Annotated in this window: 22 protein-coding genes and 2 pseudogenes; 15 read left to right on the top strand and 9 right to left on the bottom strand. The window is 39.0% G+C overall.

The window, feature by feature from the left end:
- Nucleotides 1–150: 150 nt before the first annotated feature.
- The 5 genes and pseudogenes from apcA to IQ247_RS01560 form a co-directional block, all read right to left on the bottom strand.
- Nucleotides 151–636 carry an allophycocyanin subunit alpha gene (gene apcA / locus IQ247_RS01575; protein ID WP_193916312.1) on the bottom strand — a complete coding sequence of 162 codons (486 nt, stop codon included), beginning with the start codon at nucleotides 634–636 and terminating at the stop codon, nucleotides 151–153.
- A gap of 199 nt (nucleotides 637–835) precedes the next feature.
- Nucleotides 836–1,015 carry a hypothetical protein gene (locus IQ247_RS01570; RefSeq protein WP_193916432.1) on the bottom strand — a complete coding sequence of 60 codons (180 nt, stop codon included), beginning with the start codon at nucleotides 1,013–1,015 and terminating at the stop codon, nucleotides 836–838.
- A 39-nt stretch (nucleotides 1,016–1,054) separates the two neighbouring features.
- Nucleotides 1,055–1,543: pseudogene (locus IQ247_RS33500) on the bottom strand (phycobilisome rod-core linker polypeptide); the annotation flags it as partial.
- 219 nt (nucleotides 1,544–1,762) lie between these two features.
- Nucleotides 1,763–4,465 (bottom strand): annotated as a pseudogene (locus IQ247_RS01565) (phycobilisome rod-core linker polypeptide); the annotation flags it as partial.
- 242 nt (nucleotides 4,466–4,707) lie between these two features.
- Entirely contained in the window at nucleotides 4,708–5,928 is a 1,221-nt protein-coding gene (locus IQ247_RS01560; protein WP_193916306.1) for a PQQ-dependent sugar dehydrogenase, read from the bottom strand.
- Between the two features lie 998 nt (nucleotides 5,929–6,926).
- Here IQ247_RS01560 and IQ247_RS01555 point away from each other — a divergent pair.
- The 3 genes from IQ247_RS01555 (at nucleotide 6,927) to IQ247_RS01545 (ending at nucleotide 9,841) form a co-directional block, all read left to right on the top strand.
- Nucleotides 6,927–7,565 carry a PEP-CTERM sorting domain-containing protein gene (locus tag IQ247_RS01555; RefSeq protein ID WP_193916303.1) on the top strand — a complete coding sequence of 213 codons (639 nt, stop codon included), beginning with the start codon at nucleotides 6,927–6,929 and terminating at the stop codon, nucleotides 7,563–7,565.
- Nucleotides 7,566–7,836: 271 nt separating this feature from the next.
- Nucleotides 7,837–9,288: an MFS transporter gene (locus tag IQ247_RS01550; protein ID WP_375341211.1), complete on the top strand. Its 1,452-nt coding sequence runs from the start codon at nucleotides 7,837–7,839 to the stop codon at nucleotides 9,286–9,288.
- A gap of 73 nt (nucleotides 9,289–9,361) precedes the next feature.
- Nucleotides 9,362–9,841: a GNAT family N-acetyltransferase gene (locus IQ247_RS01545; RefSeq protein WP_193916300.1), complete on the top strand. Its 480-nt coding sequence runs from the start codon at nucleotides 9,362–9,364 to the stop codon at nucleotides 9,839–9,841.
- A gap of 186 nt (nucleotides 9,842–10,027) precedes the next feature.
- Here IQ247_RS01545 and IQ247_RS01540 read toward each other — a convergent pair whose 3' ends face one another.
- Nucleotides 10,028–10,756 (bottom strand): hypothetical protein, encoded by a 729-nt coding sequence (locus IQ247_RS01540; RefSeq protein ID WP_193916297.1) that lies wholly within the window; start codon nucleotides 10,754–10,756, stop codon nucleotides 10,028–10,030.
- A 379-nt stretch (nucleotides 10,757–11,135) separates the two neighbouring features.
- Here IQ247_RS01540 and IQ247_RS01535 point away from each other — a divergent pair, with 379 nt between their 5' ends.
- The 9 genes from IQ247_RS01535 (at nucleotide 11,136) to IQ247_RS01495 (ending at nucleotide 19,723) form a co-directional block, all read left to right on the top strand.
- Nucleotides 11,136–12,317 (top strand): class I SAM-dependent methyltransferase, encoded by a 1,182-nt coding sequence (locus tag IQ247_RS01535; protein WP_193916294.1) that lies wholly within the window; start codon nucleotides 11,136–11,138, stop codon nucleotides 12,315–12,317.
- A 525-nt stretch (nucleotides 12,318–12,842) separates the two neighbouring features.
- Nucleotides 12,843–13,280, top strand: a complete 438-nt coding sequence (locus IQ247_RS01530) for an ATP synthase subunit I (RefSeq protein WP_193916291.1) — start codon at nucleotides 12,843–12,845, stop codon at nucleotides 13,278–13,280.
- Nucleotides 13,281–13,350: 70 nt separating this feature from the next.
- On the top strand, nucleotides 13,351–14,106 hold the full coding sequence (gene atpB, locus IQ247_RS01525; protein ID WP_193916288.1) for a F0F1 ATP synthase subunit A: 756 nt from the start codon (nucleotides 13,351–13,353) through the stop codon (nucleotides 14,104–14,106).
- 152 nt (nucleotides 14,107–14,258) lie between these two features.
- The gene (gene atpE / locus IQ247_RS01520; RefSeq protein ID WP_015119685.1) at nucleotides 14,259–14,504 is read left to right on the top strand and encodes an ATP synthase F0 subunit C; all 246 of its coding nucleotides are present in this window, start codon (nucleotides 14,259–14,261) and stop codon (nucleotides 14,502–14,504) included.
- A gap of 174 nt (nucleotides 14,505–14,678) precedes the next feature.
- Nucleotides 14,679–15,167 carry a F0F1 ATP synthase subunit B' gene (locus IQ247_RS01515; RefSeq protein WP_193916285.1) on the top strand — a complete coding sequence of 163 codons (489 nt, stop codon included), beginning with the start codon at nucleotides 14,679–14,681 and terminating at the stop codon, nucleotides 15,165–15,167.
- Nucleotides 15,168–15,476: 309 nt separating this feature from the next.
- Nucleotides 15,477–16,034 carry a F0F1 ATP synthase subunit B gene (locus tag IQ247_RS01510; protein ID WP_193916282.1) on the top strand — a complete coding sequence of 186 codons (558 nt, stop codon included), beginning with the start codon at nucleotides 15,477–15,479 and terminating at the stop codon, nucleotides 16,032–16,034.
- A 284-nt stretch (nucleotides 16,035–16,318) separates the two neighbouring features.
- Complete coding sequence (atpH, locus tag IQ247_RS01505) at nucleotides 16,319–16,873, top strand: ATP synthase F1 subunit delta (protein ID WP_193916279.1); 555 nt, start codon at nucleotides 16,319–16,321, stop codon at nucleotides 16,871–16,873.
- A 214-nt stretch (nucleotides 16,874–17,087) separates the two neighbouring features.
- The gene (atpA, locus tag IQ247_RS01500; RefSeq protein WP_193916276.1) at nucleotides 17,088–18,608 is read left to right on the top strand and encodes a F0F1 ATP synthase subunit alpha; all 1,521 of its coding nucleotides are present in this window, start codon (nucleotides 17,088–17,090) and stop codon (nucleotides 18,606–18,608) included.
- A 167-nt stretch (nucleotides 18,609–18,775) separates the two neighbouring features.
- On the top strand, nucleotides 18,776–19,723 hold the full coding sequence (locus tag IQ247_RS01495; RefSeq protein WP_193916273.1) for a F0F1 ATP synthase subunit gamma: 948 nt from the start codon (nucleotides 18,776–18,778) through the stop codon (nucleotides 19,721–19,723).
- A gap of 199 nt (nucleotides 19,724–19,922) precedes the next feature.
- On the opposite strand, the gene psb27 is transcribed toward IQ247_RS01495, so the two are convergent.
- Together psb27 and cofH are read right to left on the bottom strand one after the other, a co-directional pair.
- Nucleotides 19,923–20,321 carry a photosystem II protein Psb27 gene (gene psb27, locus IQ247_RS01490; protein WP_193916270.1) on the bottom strand — a complete coding sequence of 133 codons (399 nt, stop codon included), beginning with the start codon at nucleotides 20,319–20,321 and terminating at the stop codon, nucleotides 19,923–19,925.
- A 218-nt stretch (nucleotides 20,322–20,539) separates the two neighbouring features.
- Nucleotides 20,540–21,682 (bottom strand): 7,8-didemethyl-8-hydroxy-5-deazariboflavin synthase subunit CofH, encoded by a 1,143-nt coding sequence (gene cofH, locus IQ247_RS01485; RefSeq protein WP_322745371.1) that lies wholly within the window; start codon nucleotides 21,680–21,682, stop codon nucleotides 20,540–20,542.
- Nucleotides 21,683–21,894: 212 nt separating this feature from the next.
- Here cofH and IQ247_RS01480 point away from each other — a divergent pair, with 212 nt between their 5' ends.
- On the top strand, nucleotides 21,895–23,133 hold the full coding sequence (locus IQ247_RS01480) for a glycosyltransferase (protein ID WP_193916267.1): 1,239 nt from the start codon (nucleotides 21,895–21,897) through the stop codon (nucleotides 23,131–23,133).
- A gap of 183 nt (nucleotides 23,134–23,316) precedes the next feature.
- Entirely contained in the window at nucleotides 23,317–25,065 is a 1,749-nt protein-coding gene (locus IQ247_RS01475; protein ID WP_228059390.1) for a glycosyltransferase family 39 protein, read from the top strand.
- Nucleotides 25,066–25,128: 63 nt separating this feature from the next.
- On the opposite strand, the gene IQ247_RS01470 is transcribed toward IQ247_RS01475, so the two are convergent.
- Nucleotides 25,129–25,719: a DUF3318 domain-containing protein gene (locus IQ247_RS01470; protein ID WP_193916264.1), complete on the bottom strand. Its 591-nt coding sequence runs from the start codon at nucleotides 25,717–25,719 to the stop codon at nucleotides 25,129–25,131.
- A 249-nt stretch (nucleotides 25,720–25,968) separates the two neighbouring features.
- Between IQ247_RS01470 and IQ247_RS01465 the strand changes: the two genes are divergently transcribed.
- Entirely contained in the window at nucleotides 25,969–26,220 is a 252-nt protein-coding gene (locus IQ247_RS01465) for a hypothetical protein (protein WP_193916261.1), read from the top strand.
- Nucleotides 26,221–26,519 lie beyond the last annotated feature (299 nt).

The raw sequence follows: 26,519 nt of genomic DNA, 5'->3' as shown, positions 1-26,519 counted from the left end.
ATTATTTCCTAATTTCCAACTGTTTTACAACACCTGGGAGATGTGATACGGCAAATAGATCAGGCTCCTGTCTGTTATTATCCCCCCCTATAAATAGAGAGGCTTTCAACATTTCGCCAAAATCTATGTAAATAGGGGAATCAATTCACCCTACTGCATTGCACCTACCAAGTAGTCGAAGTAAGCACCAGCTTCACCAGAGTCTTCAGCAGACATCATGCCAGTAGCAACGTTCTTCATAGCGCGAACGCCTTCAGCAACTGCGTCGATAGGGGTTCCCAAAGACTTGTACATTTCGCGAACGCCTACAATCCCAATTTCTTCAATGGGTGTAACATCACCAGCAACGATACCGTAGGTAACTAAGCGGAGATAATAATCCATATCGCGCAAGCAGGTAGCGGTCATTTCTTGACCGTAAGCATTACCGCCAGGAGATACAACATCGGGACGCTTTTGGAACAGCTGGTCTCCAGCTTGCTTAACGATGCGCTCGCGGTTTTCGGTGAGCATTTGAGCAACACGCAAACGGCGTTCGCCACCTGTAGCAAAGCTCTTAATTCTGTCTAATTCGCCGGGGCTGAGGTAGCGAGCCTCTGCATCAGCATTCACGATGGACTTCGTGACGATACTCATTATAAGGATTCCTCCAATACGAATGAAACCTGAGTTGGCTTGAAAGTGGTGTGACTGAAAAACGGTTAGCTGAGTTTGGTGACTGCGGAACCTCTTATAGATTTCGAGCCTGTTTGAGTAAACACCAGTACGCAAAAAGGAAACTCAATTACCTTCAAAAATTATTCTCCGGCATTTTGTTGAGTATTTATGACTCTTTTTAACATTTTGTAACATTAATTTTCATGTTCGCCGGTTTTTGGTAATTGGTAATTGGTAATTGGGGATTGGTAATTGGTAATTGGTAATTGGGGATTGGGGATTGATATACCTCCCACAAAAAGGTGAGTAAGGTTTGAGGATTGTGGATTGGTAATTGGAAAGTAAAATTTTTACCCATTACCCATTACCCATTACCCATTACCCATTACCCATTCTTTTACCGTTCGTTATAACGTCCGGTGAGTACGGAAGGAGATAAGCTAGACCATGACTGCTTAACCAAATCCGCTGCGGCTTTAACGCTACCGATGTAGTTACCGGCAGGTAAAGATGGGAAACGTGGATAAGGTACTACGTCCTCACCGAAGAATCGAGAATACTCCTCACTACCTACCATTGTCTCTACGGCAGCTTTTAAACCATTATCAGCCAGCAGTTTGTTGTACTGACGAATTTCGGCTTGTGTCGCTGGTGCGCGTCCCAAGATGTGACGGAATAGGAACTCAATCACTTTGGTGTTGGGATAAGGCGTATAGAAGCGCTTGCGGTAGATTTCCGAACTTGCTAAGGTGCGGATAAACTCACGCACGGAGATTTCACCGTTTCGCAATTTACTATCCAAATCGCTACGACGGAAATATGAAGGAATTTGACCGCTAAATACATCCATTACCTGAACGTAAATTGCATCAATTACCTGTTGCTTCTCAGCTTGATTAGCTTGGTAGGTCATACGGTGAATCCGTGCTGGTCTGCGACGGGTTGTTCCGACTCCGACTTCTACCGATTGTCCCCGACCATCGTTAAAGGAACGACCCAACTGAATAAACAATGGTCTGCTCTTGTCGATTTCACGAGCTTTGGCTGCCATATCTGCAATTGCTTTGCCCATCATCGGCATTTGAGCAGCTTGCATTTTCGATTTAACCGGCTCGAAACTGGGGACAACAATGTCCTTGGTTTGCTTGGTAAGTCGGTTGTACAGCGTTTGGCTGTTGGGGAAGTTAGCTGCTGGTAAGGTTTGATAGAGGTTGTAAGGTACGGTATCTTCACCAAATGCTTTTGTATAATCGTTGCTGCTCACCATTGCATTAATGAAAGCACGCAATCCTTGAGTAGCAAGTATTTGATTATACTTACGAATTTCCTGCTGGTCTAGAGGTGCGCGTCCCAGGAAGTGCTTGGTTCCTAGTTCAATTACCTTGGTGTTGGGGTAAGGGGTATAGAACTCTTTGAGGTATAGACTAGAACATCCCAAACCTTCAATAAATTCTTTAACGTTGATTTCACCATTACCCAATCTGCTTTCTAAGTTCTTGAATTCGCTAGCACTAGTAATGTAAGGTTCAATATCGCGCTCGAAAACCTGACGGTAAGCAGCTTTAATCACACTTTGGACAGCGACTTTATTTTTGGTGTTGGCAACCAATTTAAAGATTTTACGTTGTTCGCGCTGCTTGCTAACACCTTGGTTAATCCGAGACTGAATATCTGGTTCGGTACGTGTTTGAGTAACGCTACCAAGTTCGACAAACATTGGTGTTTCTTGTTTCTCAACCTGGGTACCAACATCTTCGCGGATGCTACCAGTACGCAGTTGTCGTAAAGCTACACCTTGGGGTGTCAAATAACGTTCGTAAGGAACAGTATCTTCACCGAAGGCTTCAACATATTCTTGGCTATCAATAAAAGCGTCTACTAATGCATAGAAGCCTTTTTTGGCACAGATATCGAAGTACTTATTATTTTCCTGACGACCGTAGGTAGGACGACCCAACAAACGACGGTGGATGTATTCTACAGCTTTACAAACGTAGAGCGATGTCCAATACATTTTGCGGAATAAATCCGACTTCGCGAGCATTCGGATGAAGTCGCGGATGGTTATTTCACCGTTTTCTAATTTAATTTCCGCAACTTTCAACCGCTGACCTTCGTAAACATCGCGACCGAACACCTGTAGATAAGCAGCTTTAATCACCGCTTGAGTGGAACTTTCGGAATATTTAACTGAAGCACCTTTACCAGTTCCTTTACTTAAAGTACTGGGAACTTGGTCTAAACGGAAGACTTTTGGACCTAAAGAACCGGGGAAAGCACCGCGAGCTTTGGGATTGCTATTTTGGTTATTTATTCCGGGCCCTTGGTGAATCAGGATGCGCTTAGTATCTTTATTAAAGGGTGCGGGACGGCTGCTGGGATTTCTGGTTTCTTTGGCGAAAATTGCGCCGAATTGAATTTCTAAGGGGTCATTACCGGAACCATAAGGATGCTGGTCTGGTAAAGGTTGGGTATAGGCAGCAAAAGTTGTGATAAACTGCGGTACCTTGCGGAAAGGAGCGCTGTATCTCAACAAATCTTGTTGCGGTCCCCAGTTGCGACATTCTTGAGCTTCTTGTCCCAAACCTCTGAGGTAAGGTACAGTTTCTTCTCCAAAGTAATCAGCGTATTCGTTGGAATCTACTAAAGCATCAATTAAAGCAGGTAGACCACCTCTGGAGATGATATCAAAGTATTTCTGTACTTCTTCGCGGCTACTTGGTCCCCGTCCTAAAAAGTGGCGGAAAGCGAGTTCTAGCGCACGGCTATTAATAAATGGTTCATAAAATTGTTTGCGATAAAGGGGAGACTTACCCAAACGACGAGTAAATTCTTTCATCGAGATATCGCCATTTTTGACCTGAGATTCCAGGTAAGATATCGACTGAGAATAAGCACGGGTAATATCGCGCTCAAAGATTTGTCGATAAGCCGCTTTCACGACCATATCTTTTTCCATTCCCGACAAACCAGTCTTCATCACAAACTTGGGTCGTCTTTCTGCCGCATTAAAGTAAATTTGCGGTAATTGTAAACCCTGCTGGTCGCCGCTCGGTCGCTGACGCTTCTTAGTAGAAGGTGTGGGTGCTTTGAATTCGTTGATCAAAACATCCATGTACTGAGACACAATATCGGTCGCTTCAGCGTCTTTGCGGAAATAGGAAAGCGAAGCAATTTTGATTTCTTGTAAAGCGACAATTGTTGCGTCACCAGAACAAGCTCTTTCAATAATTTCTCGCAATCCCCGCACGTTTACGGAAATAATGTTCGGGTCGCCTGCGACAATTGCATAAGTGGCATAACGTAAAAACCACGACAAATCCCGCAAACTTTTAGACATATTGCCCGGACCGTAGCGAGCAACGTTAATCGGTCTAAATCCTGGAGGTGTCGGGCCGCTGGGAGAAGAATTAAAAATGGAACGTAAATTCTCCAAGAATCCGCCACGAGACTCCACGTAGGTGACGGTTCCTAATTCCATTTGTCTTCGCATATCGATACCTTCACCAGCAACAGCCATGGCCATTTCCGGTTGCGGTTCTCTTGGTTTTTCCAAGAAAGACATCGGTGAACCACCAACAAAAATCCGGTTCGCAGCGCGAGAAACAATAATTTCGGAATTGTCAGTCAAAGTCTGAGCAATATCCAAACGCTTCTGACCCGAAGCAAAATAACTTTCTAATTCCTTTAATTCACCAGTACCCAAAAAGCGGTCTTGCTGTTCCGCTTGAGTAATAGTTGATAAAGCTAGAGTTTGATATAGTTGCGGACGTGCAACCGAGCTTCCACCACTTGCCTTAACACTCATCTGATTATTAAAACTCCCATCTAAATATAAGCCGTGTGTGCGTATATTGGGTCGCCTTTAGGCTTCAAGGAGCGGCGTGTTTTTTTACTTTAACCGTGTTGCCTTCAAGACTGCCAAAAATTTTAACCCACTAGCTTTTAGATTAGAATGTTTTGAGTTTTATCGGGGTGTTTATTAAGAAGTGTGTCGAAAACACATAATGTAGAGACGCGATATATCCACAGACGCGAACCCTTGCGTCTCTACAATGTTGGTTCCAATCGAATCAACTGCCCATTGCTCTGATCTGTAATCACGTATAATTTACCATCGGGAGCTACCTTAACATCACGCACCCGCTGACCAATATCAATGGATTTTTCACTAATAATCTTACCTTGTCCATCTAATTCGATATGACGTACATCTTGGGAAACTAACCCCCCCGCAAATAAATCACCGTTATAAAATGCTAGTCCTGAAGGCGCGATTGCTGGTGTCCAAACTACCTTGGGGTCTACCATTCCGGGACGAGAACGTTCTTGAGAAATTTCCCCTCCACTATATTCGCGGCTGTAAGTAACAACGGGCCAGCCGTAATTTTCCCCTGCTTGTATCAGGTTGAGTTCATCACCACCACGGGAACCATGTTCGGTTGACCATATTCTTTTACTCTCCGGATCGATGGTTAGTCCTTGTATATTCCGATGTCCGTAACTCCAGATAGCTGGATTGGCATTTTTTGATGTCACAAAGGGATTGTCTTTGGGTATTGAACCATCATCATTTAAACGGACAATTTTACCTAGTTGACTATCGAGCTTTTGAGCTTGTTCGCGAGGAAGTTCCCCATTAATTTTCAGTGGTGGATTACCACCATCACCAATTGCGAACAACATCGTATTATCGGGTAGCCAAACGATGCGGGAACCGAAATGCTGTCCACCGGGTTTACTTGGCGATGCCTCAAAAATTACTTGTAAGTCGGTTAATGCTTTACCATCAAATCTGGCTCTTGCTACTCGCGTGCGGTTCGCTTGTTCGGTACCGTGGGAATAACTTAGATACACAAAACGATTTTCTGCAAAGTTGGGATGAAGCGAAACTTCCATCAACCCACCTTGACTGACGGCAAATACTTCCGGAACTCCGGTTATGGGTGTCGGATCGAGTACTCCATTACGAACAATTCGCAATCTACCGGGACGTTCGGTAATTAACATTGCTCCATCCGGCAACCATGTCATGCTCCAAGGATTTTCTAATCCTTCTAATACTGTTGTCTTTTGAAAGTTCCTAGCCTGTGGAACATCTTGGGAAGATGGGACTTCATAAGTTGACTCCGAACCGATTGCTGACGAGCCATTTAAGGGATTTTGCGCTGAGGAACAACCAACAGCGATAAGCGCGATCGATGCACCTGCAAAGCAGGTGAACGCAATACCGGATAAAAATCGCTTGGATAAATATGAGGGGGAAAACATTTTAGGTCAAAGGTTAAAGGTTAAAGGTTAAAGGTTAAAGGTTAGAGGTTGAAGGTTAAAGGTTGAAGGTTAAAGGTTAAAGGTCAAAGGTTAAAGGTTAAATTAAACATATTTAGCAATAAATTAGTTTCCCTGAACTATTTATTAGCAAAGTGAGGATAATTTTTTATATTTTTTTTTATATTTTGATTTTGATGCTCAAATGTGACATGAGAATGTCATTGAATGACAAATTGATTTTCTCACTACTCACTACTCACTATTCACTCCAACTTCCTTCTTGTTTGTGAAAAATGCGGGTTATAGTAACGGCATCTTGTGCGTGCGCTTATTATCGAACCGAAAGATGGGTTTGATTTATCTGTAAGACAAACAGTAATCAAAGATTCGAGAGCAATCTAAATTAATTCGCTTTGATAATATAGCAATCCTAAATGAATTGTGAGAAATTTATGTATAACCTGGCGGTTAAAACCGCTACTACATAAACTAAGTCCACCTGCGTGGACTCTATAAAACAACCCACGCACCATCCGGGTTTTGCCTGTGTAGCCAAGGCAGCGCGCAGAAGGGGGGTCTCCCCCATGAGCGACTGCCGTGCGACTTATAGTCGCCAGGAATGATTGAAATGTAACCTCTATTCCTCACTTTTAATCTACGTATTTTCTCACATCTCAATTCGGATTGCTATATGTCCATTTAGTAAAGTTATTTTGCTGATTTTTAGTATAAAACAATATTTTTACCCCTGTTAACTTAATTTTGATTTTATATAGTAAAAACTAATACCGCAGTCAATATTGAGTGAAACAAAGCTAGGTAAAGAGAATTATTATTTGCTGTACTGACACTTCATATTTTATTTATCAATTGTCTTAAAGTTAATATTGCTTTTTCACAATTCAACTCAGTTATTTTTCGGATTTACTTTCCAATAATGGTTTTGATAAGTTTTGATAGTTGAAGCAGAAAAAAATCACAGACAAACGAGATTTAAAATGATAAATAATTTATTGCAAAAGATTTTAGCTCCCACCGCAGTTGGTACAGTAATTGGATTCTCATCAATTCTTGGTACTATTAGTTCAGCATCTGCATTAACAATTAACTCTCCATCAGTAAATAGAGAAGGTAAAACACAAGATATTTCCAATATAGTACTTTATCTTAAAGATAATTCTGGAACAATTAGTAAAGTAAAAATTGATAGTGTTTCAGGTACAAAGTCTTACGATACTACAAATTTTTTAAACAAATATTATCAGGGTTCTGAAGTAGTAGCTTACACTGTAAAATCTGGAGATAATAAATCAGATATGGGTCCTGGAGAAGGTGAGTTGTTCGTTTTAAATCAACAAAGCAATTTACCCAAGGGTGCTGCTAACGACACTTATAAATATTCCGAAGTTTCTCAAATCCAACCTAGTCCACAAGCACCTGCTCCGACTCCAATTGTAGAAGAACCTGCTCCGACTCCAATTGTACAGGAACCTGACATACAACCAGGAAGAAATACTTATGCTCTAGCACAAGAACCTCCCACCGAAAAAGTTAAAGTTCCCGAACCTGGAAGCATAGCCGCGATCGCAATTTTTGGGATAGGTGGATTACTCGCTAAAAAGAAAGTCTCTTCTTAGGAATTTACCAGAATCAAAAGGGTTGCATCACTATTTTATAATTCTAACTAAACCAAGTTATTGTTCTTACGCTTCCAATGCCATAATTAATCTTTTACAAGATTAAATAGCCATGAATATTTAATTAAAACTTCTATACTCTATGGATGAGTGTAGAGGTTTTTGTGTATGAATAAATTGAGGGGATTAGTGAAACTATTTTTTGAATTATTGCGATAAAAATATAATGCCATTATCTAATTACTTTACAGCAAACAAAATCTAAGATAATATGCGAGCAAAAAGCATATTTAGCTGTAATTTTTCCACCATGAATGATTCTTCCCAATCTGTTGATTTTACTCCTAACACAGAAAAACTCAATTTCAAAACAAAATTAGCTTATGGTGTTGGAGAGTTATCTGGAGCAATTCCTAACAATATTTTGGTTTTTTTTGCGCTGTTTTTTTTTACCAATGTTGCTGGATTAAATCCTAGTTTAGCTGGTAGCCTTTTATTGATTGGTAAAGCCTGGGATGCCTTTAATGACCCTTTGATTGGCTGGTTGAGCGATAAAACTCGCTCTCCTCTGGGTAGACGTTACCCTTGGATGCTTGGTGGTGCGATTCCTTTGGGGATATCTTTTATATTATTTTGGATTGTTCCATCGACTCGAAACCAATGGCAACTGTTTGCTTACTATAGTATTATTTCTATTATTTATTATGCTGCTGTTAGTTCAGTTTTAGTTCCTTTTTCGACATTAGCAGCCGAACTAACTCAAGGTTACAACGAACGTACTAATTTAATTAGCTTTAAATCTTCTTTTGCGATTGGCGGAAGTATTTTTGCGTTAATATTAGCTCAAATTATTTTAGATATTGTAGAAGCACCTCGGAGCTATTTATATTTAGGTGCTATCAGTGCTTTGCTATCAATTTTGGCGATTTTGTTTTGTGTTTGGGGTACTTATAAACGCTATAAAATAATTGATAATCAACGCCAAAAAATTAAACGTAAGCCATCAGAACCAATTTTTAAACAATTCAAAATAGCTTTAAACAACAAACCTTTTCTCTATGTGATTGGGATTTATCTTTGTTCTTGGCTAGGGGTACAAGTAACGGCAGCAATCTTACCTTATTATGTCGTAGACTGGATGAAATTACCCAAATCTCACTTTACACAAATGGCTTTAGCAGTACAAGGAACGGCATTAATTATGATGTTTTTCTGGAGTGCAATGGGGCAGAAATTTGGTAAAAAAGCTATTTATTGTATGGGTATACCTGCAACAATTATTGCTCAAGCTGGATTTTTCTTTCTTCAACCAGGGCAAGTTTTGTTAATGTATATCTTGGCAGTTATGGCAGGAATTGGTATTTCTGTTGCTTATCTTGTACCTTGGTCAATGTTACCGGATGTAGTGGATTTAGATGAGTTAAATACCGGGCAACGTCGAGAAGGAATTTTTTATGGATTTGTAGTACAATTGCAAAAATTTGGTGTTGCAGGAGCGTTATTTTTGGTAGGTAAAATATTAGATTGGTCGGGATTAATACCCACCGTTGCATCTCAAACACCTCCCATACAGCCAGATTCAGCATTATTGGCAATTCGTTTAATAATTGGTCCAATACCAACTTTAATGTTAATTATTGGTTTAGTTTTAGCTTATTTTTATCCAATTACTCGTTCTAAACATGAGGAAATTGTTTTAAAAATTAATGAAAATAGGGAATAGGGAATAGTAATAAACATACCATACAAGTAACTGAGCATTAACAAATCAAGGTATTTCGGCAGCGAATGGAATAATGTCTTATTTATTCTCACCAATGAACGAAGAAAACGCCAGAATAATTGTAAATTGGCGTTATCATGAATCATTAAACTTTTACAATCACAATCTCTATCAAATTGAAGAAACTGTACAAGAATTTGTCAATCCTAAAAATGCTTACTACAGTATTTTCAATAATTATCATGAACTTGTCGCTTATTGTTGCTTCGGTGCAGATGCACGGGTAAAAGGTGGTAATTACGATATTGAAGCGTTAGATATTGGGTTTGGGATGTGTCCAAATTTAACTAGAAGAGGAATTACTTTGCGTATCATTAATGCTGTATTTGATTTCGCTCAAAGTAACTTTTCAACAACTTTGTTTCGAGTGACAGTGGCTGAGTTTAATCACCAAGCATTAAGAATATGTCAAAAAGCTGGATTTGTGCAAGTTCAAAAATTCCAAAGAGAACAAGATGGTATATATTTTTTGGTATTGCTGTTAAAAAGATAAAAAATCAATAATATGTAGTGGGAGCATCTTGCTCCCTATTATTACCTTGCTCCCTATTATTACCTTGCTCCTTACTATTACCTTGCTCCCTACTATTACAATAAAAGAATATTACATTCAACGAGTAACAAATAATTTTGTTTCAGTAAATATTTAATTGTCTAATCCAATGAATTTGAATACTTCTTATTTTCTCACTGTATTCACAACCTTATAATCAGTTAACTTAAAAAGTGTAGCTGCCCAACGCTCGTTTTGATAAATTTCTTTAACTTCCCCATTAAAACGAATCTTTAATCCATCTTGTTTAAACTTTTCAGGTAAATTACAAGGAGCAAATCTACTACGATTATCTTCAGTCACAATGATATAAAGTGTCTCATGAAGACGCTTGATTGTACCAACTTGATTTTTTACTGTTTCAACAGTTTTTCGATTATCAAAAGCGCATTTGGAATTTTCTTGCTTCTTCCCAATTAATCCCAATTCTCTCAATTCTTTCTGAGTTTCTTGATTCCAAGCACGTACTGAACCAAAAGCACCATCATAAACTGCATTCCAAGGTTGAGTACCTTGATTTTCTGCAAAAAATATAAAATTTCCACCCGGTTTTTGAATAAAATTATCACAAGAAGTCAGATTAAATCCTTTCAGATTTACAATTTCTGGACCATTACCTTTTAAATATCGTTTCACTTTAATTGTCAACGTATCTTCTTTAACTCTTTTGACAATTCCTTGAAACATAATTGGAGTTGTATTTACTCTTTGAGCAATAGTTGCTGGTTTACTTCCTGGTGCTGGAGAACAAGCATAAACTGGCTGTATAGGGGATAAAGTTAGAGCGATAGAAATTGGTAGACTTAATCCAATTATTCCTAACAAAAAGCGAGATGAAGATTTCAAGTTCAACATAAATTATCAATTAATTGCTTAATGTATAAAAATCAAAATTGAGAAACAGGTTAATAACAAATAAGACTTGATCAATTTTATTGAGGTTCCTGTAGTCAAACTATTTCACAATAATAAAATTATATCTTTAGATAGATGCGAAAGCTAGATTAATCTTACCTAATGATTGCCTCTTAATAGAAAATCATTAGAATCAATATTTCCCAAAGACTTAAAAATGTGGTAGGAAACATTGATATACTTCTTCAGCAAGTTTCAGCAAGTTTTCGGTACAAATTGAAATATAAGAAGACGTAGCAATACGCCCCGTCTCTACAGTTCTACAGAAAATATAAAAACAACTTTAATCCAAAATCTAAAATCTAAAATCTAAAATCCCATGTCCGACACCCAACAGGTAAGCAACGCTGTAGCCAATCTTTACAATACTTACCCTTTTCCCCCAGAACCTTTACTCGACGAACCACCACCGGGTTATAACTGGCGCTGGAATTGGTTGGCTGCGTACAATTTTTGTACAGGACAAAAACCGCAGAAACAAGATATCCGTATTCTCGATGCTGGTTGCGGTACAGGGGTAGGAACCGAATATTTAGTTCATCTCAATCCCCAAGCAACGGTAGTTGGAATTGATTTGAGCGGAGGTGCGCTAAATGTTGCTAAAGAACGCTGTCAACGTTCAGGTGCAAATCGGGTTGAATTCCATCACCTCAGTTTGTTTGACGTAGAACAATTACCCGGCGAATTTGATTTAATTAACTGCGTCGGCGTTTTGCATCATACATCAGAGCCGATTCGTGGCATTCAAGCTTTAGCGAAAAAACTAGCCCCCGGCGGTTTGATGCACATCTTTGTATATGCTGAATTAGGACGCTGGGAAATCAGTTTGATGCAGCAAGCGATCGCACTACTCCAAGGAGACAAACGCGGTGATTATCGTGATGGTGTCAGTGTCGGCAGAAAAATATTTGATTCTTTACCAGAAGATAATCGTATAGTCAAGCGGGAGAAAGAGCGTTGGGCTTTGGAAAATCAGCGCGATGAAAACTTTGCTGATATGTATGTTCATCCCCAAGAGATTGATTACAACATCGAAACTTTGTTTGAGTTGATTGACGCTTCTGATTTGGATTTCGTTGGTTTTTCCAACCCCGGTTACTGGAATTTAGAAAGAGTTTTAGCAAAAGCCCCAGAATTAATCGAACGAGCAGGAAATTTAGGAGAACGAGAACGTTACCGATTGATAGAATTATTAGACCCAGATATTAGTCACTACGAGTTTTTTCTGAGTCGTCCACCCCTAAGTAAAGCTGACTGGTCAGATGAAAATCAGCTTATTGCCGCAATTCCAGAGTTGAACCCTTGTATAGACGGATTTCCGGCATCAAGTATATTTAATTACGACTATCAACTAATTAGATTATCAGAAAACGAGATAGCCTTTATGCAAAACTGCGATGGAAACTCAACAGTAAAAGAAATTTTGCACAAAGTCCAACTGGATTTAGAAAAAATCAAAGAACTTCAGAAACAGCAACTAATAATGCTAAGTAAAGGCTAGAGGTTAAATTTACCGGAAACGTGATCATTACCTATCATTCAATTAACTGATAACTGATAACTGTTAACTGATAACTGATAACTGTTAACTGATAACTGATAACTGTTAACTGATAACTGATAACTGATAACTGTTAACTGTTAACTGATAACAGTTCGACCTTTACTAAATGCTAATATCACTCATGACAAACCGATCAAGTCACGGGTAAAATCCTGGATAAGAGTTTTTCTGCGAGCTATCTTCTTCTCTCCAAGAATGTCGAATATAGATAGCCTCTGATAAACACACCTATCTCTGTTTGTCATCCGTGTTTTCAAGTAACTTAAATTACTGTATTTTGCGGTGAATGTTGTTTATGTTTGTAAATGTGTCGAAAAATTAAGGCAACAGCTTAGTTGAATGATGTTTTTTGGTAACAAGAAGTTAATTGTTTTTTTCTAAAGTAATGTTACCCAACCATGATATGATTCAACTGACTGGATTTGCAGTCAACATCAAACTTCTGTACTGGTTTCAAGTCCCGTGAGCTTGTCAGACAAAACGATTGAATCCGCGCCTTCGACAATAGAAAATGCTCAACCTGGTTTTGAGGACGCAGAGCCAGGGAATCCCATGCAAGATTTCTACAACCTTTATCAAGAGTTGTTAATTATAACTCTTGCTTTAACGGGAATTGTTTTTGTGTCCGTCTGGATATTTTATTCCTTAAACATTGCTCTAAATTATTTAATTGGAGGATGTGCTGGCTTACTTTATCTGAGGATGTTGGCAAAAGATGTTGAGCGCTTAGGTAGAGAAAAGCAACAGCTGAGTAAGACTCGGTTGGCTTTAATAGTGCTATTGATTTTGCTAGCAGGAAAGTGGAATCAATTGCAAATCTTGCCTATATTTTTGGGCTTTTTAACCTATAAAGCAACGCTGATAATCTACGTAATTCGTGTGGCATTCAATCCTGACTAGCATAAAACTGGGTAACTTAAAAAGCGATCTCTCCAGTTAATATGGTCGAAACGTAGTAATGGTCAAGTAAATGGTAGATTTTCTGAACGCTTTTAATTCTGTGACTCTTGCAGAATTGGAAGTAGGAAAACATCTGTACTGGCAGATTGGAAACTTAAAATTACACGGACAGGTGTTTCTTACCTCCTGGTTCGTAATTGCCGTGCTGGTACTAGTTTCCATCTTAGCGAGTAGTAATATTAAGCGGATTCCGAGCGGTATACAGAACTTAATGGAGTATGCCCTAGAATTCATTCGGGATTTGGCTAAAAACCAGATTGGCGAAAAAGAATATCGCCCTTGGGTGCCATTCGTAGGTACTTTGTTTTTGTTCATTTTTGTGTCAAATTGGTCAGGGGCGCTTGTTCCTTTCAAGTTAATAGAGTTACCTGAAGGGGAATTAACTGCTCCTACTAGTGACATCAACACAACTATTGCTTTAGCATTGTTGACATCATTAGCGTATTTTTACGCTGGGTTCAGCAAGAAGGGTTTAGGATACTTTGGCAACTACGTTCAGCCGGTATCGTTCATGTTGCCTTTCAAGATAATTGAAGACTTTACAAAGCCTCTTTCCCTGAGCTTCCGTTTGTTCGGTAATATTTTGGCTGATGAGCTGGTAGTAGGAGTATTAGTTTTGCTAGTACCTCTATTTGTGCCACTACCTGTAATGGCTTTGGGTTTATTTACCAGCGCGATTCAGGCACTAATTTTTGCAACCTTGGCGGCTGCTTACATCGGTGAAGCGTTAGAAGACCACCACGGTGAAGAACATGGGGGACATTAAAAAGCCCCATAATTCCGTTAGTTTTTAGTATTAGATGAAGTTGGCAAGTGGTTAGTTAACAACTAACAACTAACAACTAACAAATAACAGCTAACAACCAACACATTTCAATTGAAAACCAATTCTCCTCTAGTAAACCAAGGAAATTTATCATGGATCCATTAGTTTCTGCTGCTTCCGTATTAGCTGCTGCTCTCGCTGTTGGTTTGGCTGCTATCGGACCTGGAATCGGTCAAGGTAACGCTGCTGGACAAGCTGTAGAAGGTATTGCTCGTCAACCAGAAGCAGAAGGCAAAATTCGCGGTACCTTACTTTTGAGCTTGGCATTCATGGAAGCGCTAACCATCTATGGCTTAGTTGTATCCTTGGTGCTATTGTTTGCTAACCCCTTCTCATAGTTTAAATACTGAGTACTGAAAAGGAAGTTAGGAGTTAGGAGTTAGGAGTTAGGAGTTAAGAGTGAAGAGTTAGGAGTTAGGAGTTAGGAGTTAAAAATTAAAAGTTGACTCATAACTTGTAATTCATAACTCATAACTCATAACTCATAACTGGTAAAAGTTGGAGCAAGTAATATGCATTGGATGACCTTATTAGCTGTAGAAGAAGTTGCCAAGGAGGGGGGTCTTTTTGACATAGACGCGACTTTACCTTTGATGGCAATTCAGTTTCTACTTTTAGCTTTAATTCTGAACGCGATTTTTTATAAGCCGTTAGGTAAAGCAATTGATGAACGGAACGAGTATATCCGTAACAATCAATTGGAAGCAAAAGAACGACTGACGAAAGCGGAAAAATTAGCGCAGCAGTATGAAGACGAATTAGCAAGTGCGAGAAGACAAGCACAAAAAGTTATTGCTGATGCTCAAGCAGAAGCTGAGAAAATAGCTTCCGAAAAAGTAGCAGTAGCTCAAAAAGAAGCCCAAGGGCAAAGAGAAGAAGCCGCTCAAGAAATTGAGCAGCAAAAACAACAAGCTTTTGCTTCTTTAGAAAAAGAAGTTGATGGTCTCTCTCGTCAAATATTAGAGAAGCTTTTAGGAGCGGATTTAGCAGCACAGCGTTAACAAACTGTAACTCAATGAGGCAATGGTTTGTAAATTTGTTTGGCTCAGATGAAGGTAATTACTACTTTCTAATTCGTAATTATTAACCAATATACAAATGAAGGGTCAGTGGAAATAGAAAGATATAAAATAGCAATATTTTTCTGTAAATAAAACTGCTCAAAATAAAAATTGATTAATTACGAATTATGAAACTTGTAAATTACTGCTAATTATTTGGTTATTGAGAGATTTAGATTTATAGATGCTTGAATGGTAGAGCATTGTAATTTTTTCAGCTGAAGGCAGCGCAATAGTGGATCAAATAAAATGGGGACTTTTTCAATATTAGTGGCACAAGCCAGCGCCGTCGGAAGTGAGTTAATAGAAGAAGCAGGTCATGAGGGTTTTGGTTTTAATACCAACGTCTTAGATACTAACCTGATTAACCTGGCAATTATTATTGCAGTATTGTTCGTTTTTGGACGGAAAGTTCTGGGTGGTACTCTAAAAGAACGCCGCGAAAAGATAGAAGCTGCGATAAAAAGTGCAGAAAAACGCACCCAAGACGCAGCTAGTGCTTTAGCAGAACAACAACAAAAGTTGGCTCAAGCTCAAGCAGAAGCCGAAAGAATCAAAAAAGCAGCACAAGAAAATGCTGTGAAAGCAAAAGAAGCCATACTCGCACAAGCGGCTGTTGATGTGGAAAGAATGAAGCAAACAGCAGCAGCAGACTTGAATACAGAAAGAGACAAAGCCATTAACCAACTGCGACAGCGCGTAGTCGCTCAAGCTTTAGAAAAAGTAGAGTCGCAGCTCCGTGGTGGAATTGCCGACGATGCTCAGCATACATTAGTTGACCGCAGTATCGCGCAACTGGGGAGTTAACCTTCACTAACCCCGCTCTAAAAGTGCGGGGATTGACCGAACCAATTCGGACAACGTAAGCAGTGAATAGCCCACTGAGACACAACGCCGGTAAACACTTCTGAATACTTCCCTAGTTCGGACTATCTGTAAATCTAATTGGTTAGATGCTGTTAGACAGGACATCTTGGTTGTGTTGGGCGAAGGGACTTAAACAAGTTTGCTGGTTCTTGGGATTATCTCCATTTAAAAACCAGTACTTAAAAAGCCGTGCTAAAAGCACGGGGTTTCTACCCATTTTTCTGATGAAAAGTAACATAGCAAACGCTGAAATATCCCGTCCTTATGCTGAGGCATTGATGTCGGTAGCGCAGTCAAACAACGTTGCAGATAAGTTTGACTCTGATGTACGTTCTTTATTGAACTTACTACAAGAAAGTGAAGCCCTGCGAACCTTTTTTGCCAATCCGTTTATTACTGCTGAAGATAAAAAGGGTGTTATTAGCAAGATTCTGAGCGGTGACACTAATCCCATCTTCCGTAACTTTTTGATGTTGTTGGTAGATAGACGGCGAATAATATTACTTGAGGCTATAGCTCAGGAATATTTAGCCCTATTGCGGCAATTAAATCAAATAGTATTAGCGTCCGTGATTTCTGCTGTTCCCCTCACCGACGAACAAAAGCAGACAATTAAAGAAAAAGTCAAATCAATTGAGCCAAATGCTCGTGAAGTTGAGTTAGACAGTAAGATTGATAGCGACATTATTGGTGGCGTAATTATTAAAGTCGGTTCTCAGGTAGTTGACTCTAGTTTACGGGGTCAGTTACGCCGCTTAACTTTAAGCTTGAACAGCTAAATAAAGTTAGGAGTGAGGAGTGAGGAGTTAAGAATTTAATTCAAGGTTAAATAAAGTTAGAAGTTAGGAGTGAGGAGTTAAGAATTTAATTCAGAGTTAAAAGTCTTAAAGATAAAAAAACTCATAGCTCATAACTCATAACTCATAACTCATAACTCATAACTCATAACTTAACTAATTCTCTTTTCCGTATTGTAAGAAAGAAGATAAAAAAATGGCAATTAGCATCAGACCGGACGAAATTAGTAGCATTATCCAACAGCAAATCGAGCAATATGACCAAGAGGTTAAAGTTGCTAATGTTGGTACTGTATTGCAAGTAGGTGATGGTATCGCTCGTATCTATGGCTTGGAAAAAGCTATGGCTGGTGAGTTGTTGGAATTTGAAGATGGTACCACGGGTGTTGCGCTTAACTTGGAAGAAGACAATGTTGGTGCGGTATTAATGGGTGATGGTCGCCAAATTCAAGAAGGTAGTACCGTTACAGCTACTGGTAAAATTGCTCAGGTTCCCGTTGGGGAAGCGATGATTGGTCGGGTTGTTGATGCTTTGGGTCAAGCAATCGATGGTAAAGGTGAAATCAAGACTACAGAAGGTCGTTTGATTGAATCGATGGCTCCCGGTATCATCGCTCGTCGTTCCGTACATGAACCAATGCAAACCGGAATTACCGCTATCGACGCAATGATTCCTGTAGGACGCGGACAGCGGGAATTAATTATTGGTGACAGACAAACTGGTAAAACTGCGATCGCCATCGACACTATTATTAACCAGAAGTCAGAAGACGTAGTTTGCGTTTACGTAGCTATTGGTCAAAAAGCTTCTACGGTTGCCAACGTAGTACAAACTCTGCAAGATGCAGGCGCGATGGATTATACCATCGTGGTAGCGGCTAGCGCTTCCGAACCCGCACCATTGCAGTGGTTGGCTCCTTATTCGGGTGCTGCACTCGCCGAGTACTTTATGTACAAGGGTAAAGCAACTTTAATTATTTACGACGATTTAACCAAGCAAGCCCAAGCTTATCGTCAAATGTCCTTATTGCTACGTCGTCCACCCGGTCGTGAAGCATATCCTGGAGACGTATTTTACCTCCACTCCCGCTTGTTGGAACGCGCTGCTAAACTCAGTGACGACCTCGGTGCGGGTAGTATGACAGCGTTACCAATCATTGAAACCCAAGCTGGTGACGTATCGGCTTATATTCCTACCAACGTAATTTCGATTACCGACGGTCAGATATTCTTATCTTCCGACTTATTTAACGCTGGTATTCGTCCGGCAATTAACCCTGGTATTTCCGTATCCCGCGTGGGTTCCGCCGCTCAAACCAAGGCAATGAAAAAAGTTGCCGGTAAGTTGAAATTAGAATTAGCACAATTCGACGAATTACAAGCCTTCTCGCAGTTTGCATCGGACTTAGACAAAGCGACCCAAGACCAATTGGCGCAGGGTGTACGCTTACGGGAATTATTGAAGCAGCCCCAAAACCAGCCACGTGCGGTATACGAGCAAGTTGCAATTCTGTATGCGGGTATTAACGGATATTTAAGCGATATTCCAGTTAATAAAGTTACAGATTTTGTAGAAGGATTCCAAGAATACTTGAAGAATAATAAAACTGAATTCAAGCAAGGAGTTCAAGACAAGAAAGCCCTTGGTGAAGACGAAGAAAAAGCGCTTAAAGAAGGGATTATCGACTTCAAGAAAACCTTCATGGCAACAATTTAACAAAGTTAAGAGTTAGGAGTGATGAGTTAAGAGTGAAAAGTTAAGAATTAAAAAATCAACAATTAAAACTAAGGAATAAAGAGTATTTTACTCCTAACTCCGGTGGTACTAACTCCTAACTCCTAGCTCCTAACTCCTAACTCCGGTGGTACTAACTTTAAAAAACTATGGCTAATCTAAAAACAATACGCGATCGCATATCATCAGTTAAAAATACCAAGAAAATTACAGAAGCCATGCGCCTTGTGGCAGCAGCAAGGGTACGTCGCGCACAAGAACAGGTAACTTCAACCCGTCCATTTGCTGATCGTTTGGCACAGGTATTATTTGGTTTGCAAAGCCGTCTTACCTTTGAAGATGTAGATTTACCGCTGATGAAAAACCGTGAAGTGAAAACAGTCGGGTTGCTAGTAATTTCTGGCGATCGCGGTTTATGCGGTGGCTACAATACCAACGTAATTAGACGTGGAGAAATTCGCGCCAAAGAATTACAGGCTGAAGGTTTGGATTACAAATTTGTTCTGGTTGGACGCAAAGCTACCCAGTATTTTCAACGTCGCGAACAACCCATTGACGCTACATATACCGGCTTAGAACAAATTCCCACGGCAGCGGAAGCTTCTAATATTGCGGATGAACTACTTTCCTTATTTTTATCGGAAGAGGTAGATAGAATTGAATTGGTCTATACTAAATTCGTCTCCTTAGTTAGTTCTCGACCTGTAGTACAAACTTTACTTCCCTTAGACCCCAAAGGTTTAGCAGCAGACGACGAATTTTTCCGTCTGACAAGCCGTGGTGGTGAATTTGAAGTCGAGAGAGAGAAAGTCACTACCGAAATGCGAGCTTTTCCTCGCGACATGATTTTTGAACAAGACCCGGTACAAATCCTGGATTCATTGCTACCACTATATTTGAGCAATCAACTGTTGCGAGCATTGCAAGAATCCGCAGCCAGCGAACTTGCAGCACGCATGACAGCAATGAGTAGCGCTAGCGACAACGCAGCAGAATTGATTAAAAGCCTGTCATTGTCTTACAATAAAGCGCGACAAGCTGCAATTACTCAGGAAATTTTAGAGGTTGTGGGTGGCGCTCAAGCCCTAGGTGCTTAAAACTTGAAATGTTGTTTATTATTAATAGCTAATTGTTGATTATATGTAAATTTATATATATTAATTGACAGTTAGCTATTTTAGTGCTGTGCAAATCGAAAATAATCAAAAATTAGTTAATAATTGATTACGATTATACGGTTAGTAGTTGTTTATTTGACCTACTAACCGTCAAAATATAAATCGATACAGCAACTATTTAAGCACCACGTCTTAATGCTGCTTCTACTTGCTTGAACTCTTGTTCCAAACGATTTTTCAGCTTTTCAGGTACGGGACGGTTGGGATAGGAACTGTAATGTCCAGCTAAGGAATTGAGAGCAGTTCGCATAGTGGTAAAAGAACTTAACCCAGATACAGATGTATTCCGCTGATAGCGAGCTGCGAACTCATTAATCTTTTTACGTGCTTCTCCTTGAACTGCTGCTTTATCGGCTGCATCATCAGGTAAAGCTAAGGCATTTCTCAACACATTAACTATAGCTAAGGAATCTTGCTGATAATCCCCGGTTAGATTGTCTGGACTACCAGAACATCCAGTCAAACTGATGACTGCAACCAAAACTAGGGCAAGTAAACGTGACCAATAGCGCTTCATTTTTCTTGGTTTGTGAACAAATACTTAAATCAACGTCCATCGTATCCTGTATTTGTATCGTGGGGATCGTTTTTGAAGAACCGTTAAGTATGGCAGTTGACAGTTGACAGTTGACAATTACCCATTACCCATTACCCATTACCCATTACCCATTACCCATTACCCATTACCCATTACCCATTACCCATTACCCATTACCCATTACCAATTACCAATTGTTAGACTTTTTCATACAGTGTATTCCGTTGTTGATATGGTCTTCCTAAAGAAGTTATGGTCGCTTGTAGAGTTTCTACTTCCATACAGGTACCTCCAATAGCACCTGCCATTGTGGTAATATGTTCCTCCATCAAAGTACCACCAATGTCGTTACAGCCACAATTTAAAGCTTTGGTTGCTCCTTCGATTCCCAATTTCACCCAACTTGGTTGATGGTTCGGTATCCAATTTCCTAAGTAAATTCGAGCTACAGCGGTGAGTAAGAGTGACGAATCTAACTCTGGTTGGTCGCGTCCGACACGACGACGCAAGGGTTTTGGCGCTTCTTGACCGACAAATGGTAATAAAATAAACTCCGTTATCCGAGCAGGATAAGCTTTGTTAATGGCAGTTTGTTGTTGCGATCGCAATTTTTCTAGATGTGTAATTTGCTGTTCTGGGGTTTCGATATGTCCCGATAACATGGTGCTGGTTGTGGGTAAACCTAATTGATGAGCGGTACTGACAATTTCTAACCAAGTTGCGGAGTTAATTTTTTCTGGACAAAGAATACGTCTGACTTGATCATCTAATACCTCGGCTGCTGTTCCAGGCATAGAACCTACTCCCGCTGCTTGTAAGGCTGTTATTACTTGTGCATAACTTAATCCATCAAGTCTGGCGATAAATTGCACTTCTTGGGGAGAAAAAGCATGAAGATGTAGTTGAGGAAATTCTTGTTTGATAGTTTCTACTAACTTGAGATAGTAATTCAAAGATTTACCATCTATTTTGGCTTCGGGGTTTAATCCACCTTGCATACAGATTTCCGTCGCACCGCGTTTGACTGCATCTGTAGTTTTTTCAACAATTTGCGTCCAATCCAACGAGTAAGCACCTGTATCACCATCATCTCTGCGGAAAGCACAAAAATTGCAATGTTGTTCACAGATGTTAGTAAAATTAATATTTCGGTTGATTATATAGGTAACAGTATCTCCGACTTGAGAAAATCGTAGTTTGTCGGCTGCGGTATGAATCGCAGCAATAACACTTGGTTCGGTTTGCTTTAATAATATAATTCCTTGTTCAGGAGATAAATCGTAACCCGTCAAAGCACGTTCTAGAATTGTATCAACTTTATTTTTCAGAAGATTTTTCACGGCAATGTATTAAAAAAATAGTGTTTATCAAAAATCAAAGCACATCTATTATTTTTACAGGTAATATCAAAATGAGAAGATAGTTGATGGTTAGTACCACCGGAGTTTTGAGTTTTGAGTTTTGAGTTTTGAGTTAAACCATCAACTGTCAACTGTCAACTGTCAACTGTCCACCATCCACTAACGACTAACCACTATCCACTATCCACTAAATGAGTATCATCCAACCGAAGAAGCTTTTATCAGTACCGAGCGGTTTTTTACGAATTCCTCGATTACCACAACAAGCCGATGTTAGCAATCAAAGCATTCTGTTTTCATTGGTGATTCCCACCTACCTGGAAGCTGGTAATATCAATAAAATCGTCAGGACTTTGACTAGCTTGCTTGATGAAAGTATACCGGGAGACTATGAATTAATTGTAGTTGATGATAATAGCCCGGATGGTACTTGGGAAGCTGCTTTCTCTATGATGTCAGAACTCCCGCAGTTACGGGTGATGCGACGGGAAAATGAACGGGGACTTTCTTCGGCTGTAATTCGTGGATGGCAAAGTGCGAGAGGAAGGGTATTAGGAGTAATCGATGGAGATTTACAACATCCACCCCATATATTGTTACAACTACTAAAAGCTATTGAAAAATATGATTTAGCAGTGGCAAGTCGTCATATCGAAGGTGGTGGGGTAAGTAGCTGGAGTTTTATGCGTCGTTTGTTATCACGCGGCGCTCAACTATTAGGTTTGATAATTTTACCACGAGTTATTGGTAGAGTTTCCGACCCAATGAGCGGTTATTTTATGGTACGTCGTAACTGCGTAGAAAATATAACTTTTAACCCCATCGGCTACAAAATTCTGTTGGAAGTTTTGGGAAGAGGAAGAGTAAACAAAATTGTAGAAATCGGTTATGTATTTTGCGAGCGTCAAGATGGAGAAAGCAAAGTGAGTTGGAAACATTATCTTGACTATATACGACACTTACTGAGGTTGCGTTTTTCTGTGGAAACTGAAGAAAAATTGAGTCAAAGCAGGGGTTTTCCCATCGGTAGATTTATTCGCTTTGGTTTGGTAGGGTTAAGCGGGGTATTTGTAGATATGACAATACTTTACTTACTCAGCGACCCTAATACTTTAGCTTTGCCTTTAACTCGCAGTAAAATTATTGCGGGAGAAATTGCGATTTTTAATAATTTTTTGTGGAATGACGCTTGGACTTTTGCCGATGTTGCGATGCAACAAAAAGGACTCAAACAACGTTTGAAAAGATTTTTGAAATTCAACATTATTTGTTTAGCAGGATTAGTTATTAATGTATTAGTGTTGAATTTAATATTTAATTTTGTAATTTCCAATCGTTATATAGCTAATTTAATTGCCATTGCTGTAGCTACTGTTTGGAATTTTTGGGTAAATCTGAAACTTAGTTGGCGAGTAACCCAGGTAAAGTAAGTATTGAATTGGTAATTGGTAATTGGTAATGGGTAATTGGTAATTGGTAATTGGTAATAGGTAATTAAAATCCGTGTAATCCGTGTAATCCTTTTTAATCCGTGATTAGAATGGGTAATTGGTAATATTCGCCATAATTCAATAATTTACTCAATAAAAAATTTTATTTATATTAATATTTATATGCAATTTAATTCAAACAATAATGATAAATTTATCCCACAAGAAAGATTCAATCAGTTAATCCTTTTATCGATATCGATATTAGTTGGCACTGTTTTGCGCTTTGCGAATTTGACAAGTAAACCCGTTTGGATTGATGAATTCGCGACAATAGTTTTTAGTTTGGGTAATAGTTTTAAAACAGTACCGTTAAATCAAATAATAAGTATTGATGTTTTATTGCAACCTCTACAAATTAAGGAAAACTTTGCTGTTCAAGAGGTATTGCAAAAAATACTTACAGAAGATATTCATCCACCAGTTTATTTTGTTTTGTCCCATTGGTGGATATCTTTATGGCCAGAACAACATTTAATCTTTGCAGCCCGTAGTATTAGTGCAATCTTTGGTATTGCTTCGATTCCAGTAATTTACGGTTTGGCACGACTGAGTTTTCGTTCTGTTTTAATAGCACAACTAGCTGCTGCATTTATGGCTGTGTCTCCCTACGGCATTTTTTTAGCTCAGGAAGCCCGTCATTATACTTTGGGTGTTTTATGGGTAATTGCTTCGCTATGCTGCTTAGTAGTCGCTGTACGTCGCATTCAACAACAACAGCCTTTACCTATTACCATTGCTTTGGCTTGGTTGGTTATTAATGTAATGGGAATTTCAACTCATTATTTTTTCATTTTTATTCTTTGTGGTCAAGCCATCGTGTTGATGAAATATTGGCTTAATCCTGAATCGAGAATTACTAATTTGAAATTATGGTGGACTATTTACGCCGCAGTTATTGGTACTATATGTACTGGTTTATTTTGGTTAAATTTATTTCTATATAATCCTTATACAGGAGAATTAACCCAATGGATAAAAAATAGCGATAAGCAGAGCTTGATGCCTTTGGCATATCGCAGTTTTTTGGATTTACTCAATCCGATTTTTCAATCATTAGCTGGTTGGATTACAATGATTTCTTTACTCCCAGTTGAATCACCGCATCTAGGAATTGTAATTGCTTCTGGATTAGTAATGATAATCTTCTTTGTTTGGGCAATACCAATTATATTTCGTAATTTCAAAATTCAGTATTCATCCTCTGAAAATCACCTGATGATTCAAACATTTACTGGTATTTTATTATCAGTAATTGCCTTATTTTTTATCATTACTTATTTCTTTGGTATAGATATTACCAGAGGCGCTCGTTATAACTTCGTTTATTTTCCTGTTGTCATGGTGTTGTTAGGAGCTATACTCGCCGCTTGTTGGCATCAAAATATTTTTACTAGTCCAGCCTTTCCTCAATTCAAAGTTAATGGTAAAAGCGCTGTAACTATCATGTGGATTATGGGACTATTAAGTGGAATTACAGTTGTATCTAATCTTGGTTATCAAAAATATTACCGACCAGATTTATTGCTTCCTATTATTGAAAATATATCTGAAACCAAACCCGTTTTAATTGCTAACACGCATCGCAGCTTAGCAGAAACTGGGGAAATCATGGGTATAGCGAAACAAATTCAAAAAACTAATTCGCCCATAAACGCTAAATTTTTAATTATTCCCGAAAACCAACAATTTGACACTGCGACAGCAACTTTAATCGAAAAAATCAAAACATTACCACGTCCTTTTGACCTTTGGTTAACAAACTTTCGTACAGTTCAAAAGACTCCATTAACCCTACCATCCTGTACTACTGATACTCAAGCTTTACCAGGAATCAACGGATATGAATACAAAATTTATCATTGTCTATAGGTTAGAGGTTAAAGGTTAAAGGTTACCATCAACCATCAACCAACAACTATCAACCATCAACCATCAACTGTCAACTAACTCCGAAAAACCTGCTATTGTTCGCAAATTTTGAGTACGAATTAACTCAATAAAACTTATATTAGAACGTTTTTCAACTTTAGCAACAGCTTCGATCGCTTTTAACAAATGTTCTGCGGCTTCCGCTTCTGAGCAACCTCGTCGCTGTACTAAACTAATCGCAGCTAAATCGGCAGCAATTTCCGACTCTTGAGAACGATTGTTACGTACAATTCGGAGCATGGCGATCGCGCTTAATCCAGCAGATGTAACAACACCCACTACATCACCTTGAGCCGATTCTATCAACCCACCAAATAATCCAATCAGCACAACGCCTTGATATATATCGGGCTTAAACCACCGTACCTCTATTAACCAGCTAACAGTACGTAATAAAAGCAAGTCTCTTTGTGCTTTTGTCAGATTACGCCACAAATCAAAGTTAATATATATCAATCTTTCTCGATGCCAAGGTAAGGGTAAAAATGCATCAATTACCTTTTCCTGTTCGGCTTTACTCAGAATTTTTACTGTATTTATAGCAGAAGCAGGCATTAAATCTAACAACCGACGAATTTCTACTTTTGGCTCCATATTTTAAAGAAGGGTAATTGGTAATGGGGAATGGGTAATTGGGTAAGATTGTAGGGTGTGTAGTTTAGAGATAATTGGAACCTTTTTGCTAAATCCTAATCCTTGCGGGTTGCTATTTTTTATTGTTGATAATATTTTCTTGTTTTTCTGTAAAGTAAAATTATTAGCCCATTACCAATTACCAATTACCAATTACCAATTACCCATTACCAATTACCAATTACCCATTCCCACTAAACATTAATTTTTATGGATGCTTTTGCTCCCTTACCTCCTCAATGGACAAATGAGGCAACTCATGCGTTAGAATTTTGCTGCCCTAAATGTGGTTCAACTAGTCGCGAAGCCGAAAAGGTTTGGATAAATAGACGTTCCCCTGTAGTTACAGAGCAGTATCGCCGCAAATGGCAGGAATTTTACTATTGTAACTGTGGTCATATATGGTGGGCTTGGAGTAATGATAGACCACCTGTAGATAATTCACCAATTACGCCACAATAATCAATTTTAAAGAGGAAAAATGACTCAAACCCTACCTAAAATACTAACAGAAACTATTGGCATACCCGAATACTGGATTATTGATTATTTAAGCTATTCAATCAAAAGCATTTCCTGAATTAAATTTAACTGTAGAGCAAATTTTCGATGCTGCTGCATTTTAAGATACCGCAATTAAGTAAACCTTTGTATATAGCAAATTTCAGTTGAGTCCAATACACTAAAACCTCACCCCCTTCCCCTCTCCTTAGTAAGGAGAGGGGTGCCGGAGGCGGGGCGAGGTTCTACGAAGTGTATTG

Origin of the sequence: Plectonema cf. radiosum LEGE 06105 (assembly GCF_015207665.1) — a bacterium.
GTDB classification, from domain to species: Bacteria; Cyanobacteriota; Cyanobacteriia; order Cyanobacteriales; family Nostocaceae; genus Rivularia; species Rivularia radiosa_A.
This window is presented reverse-complemented; position numbering and strand designations above follow the sequence as displayed.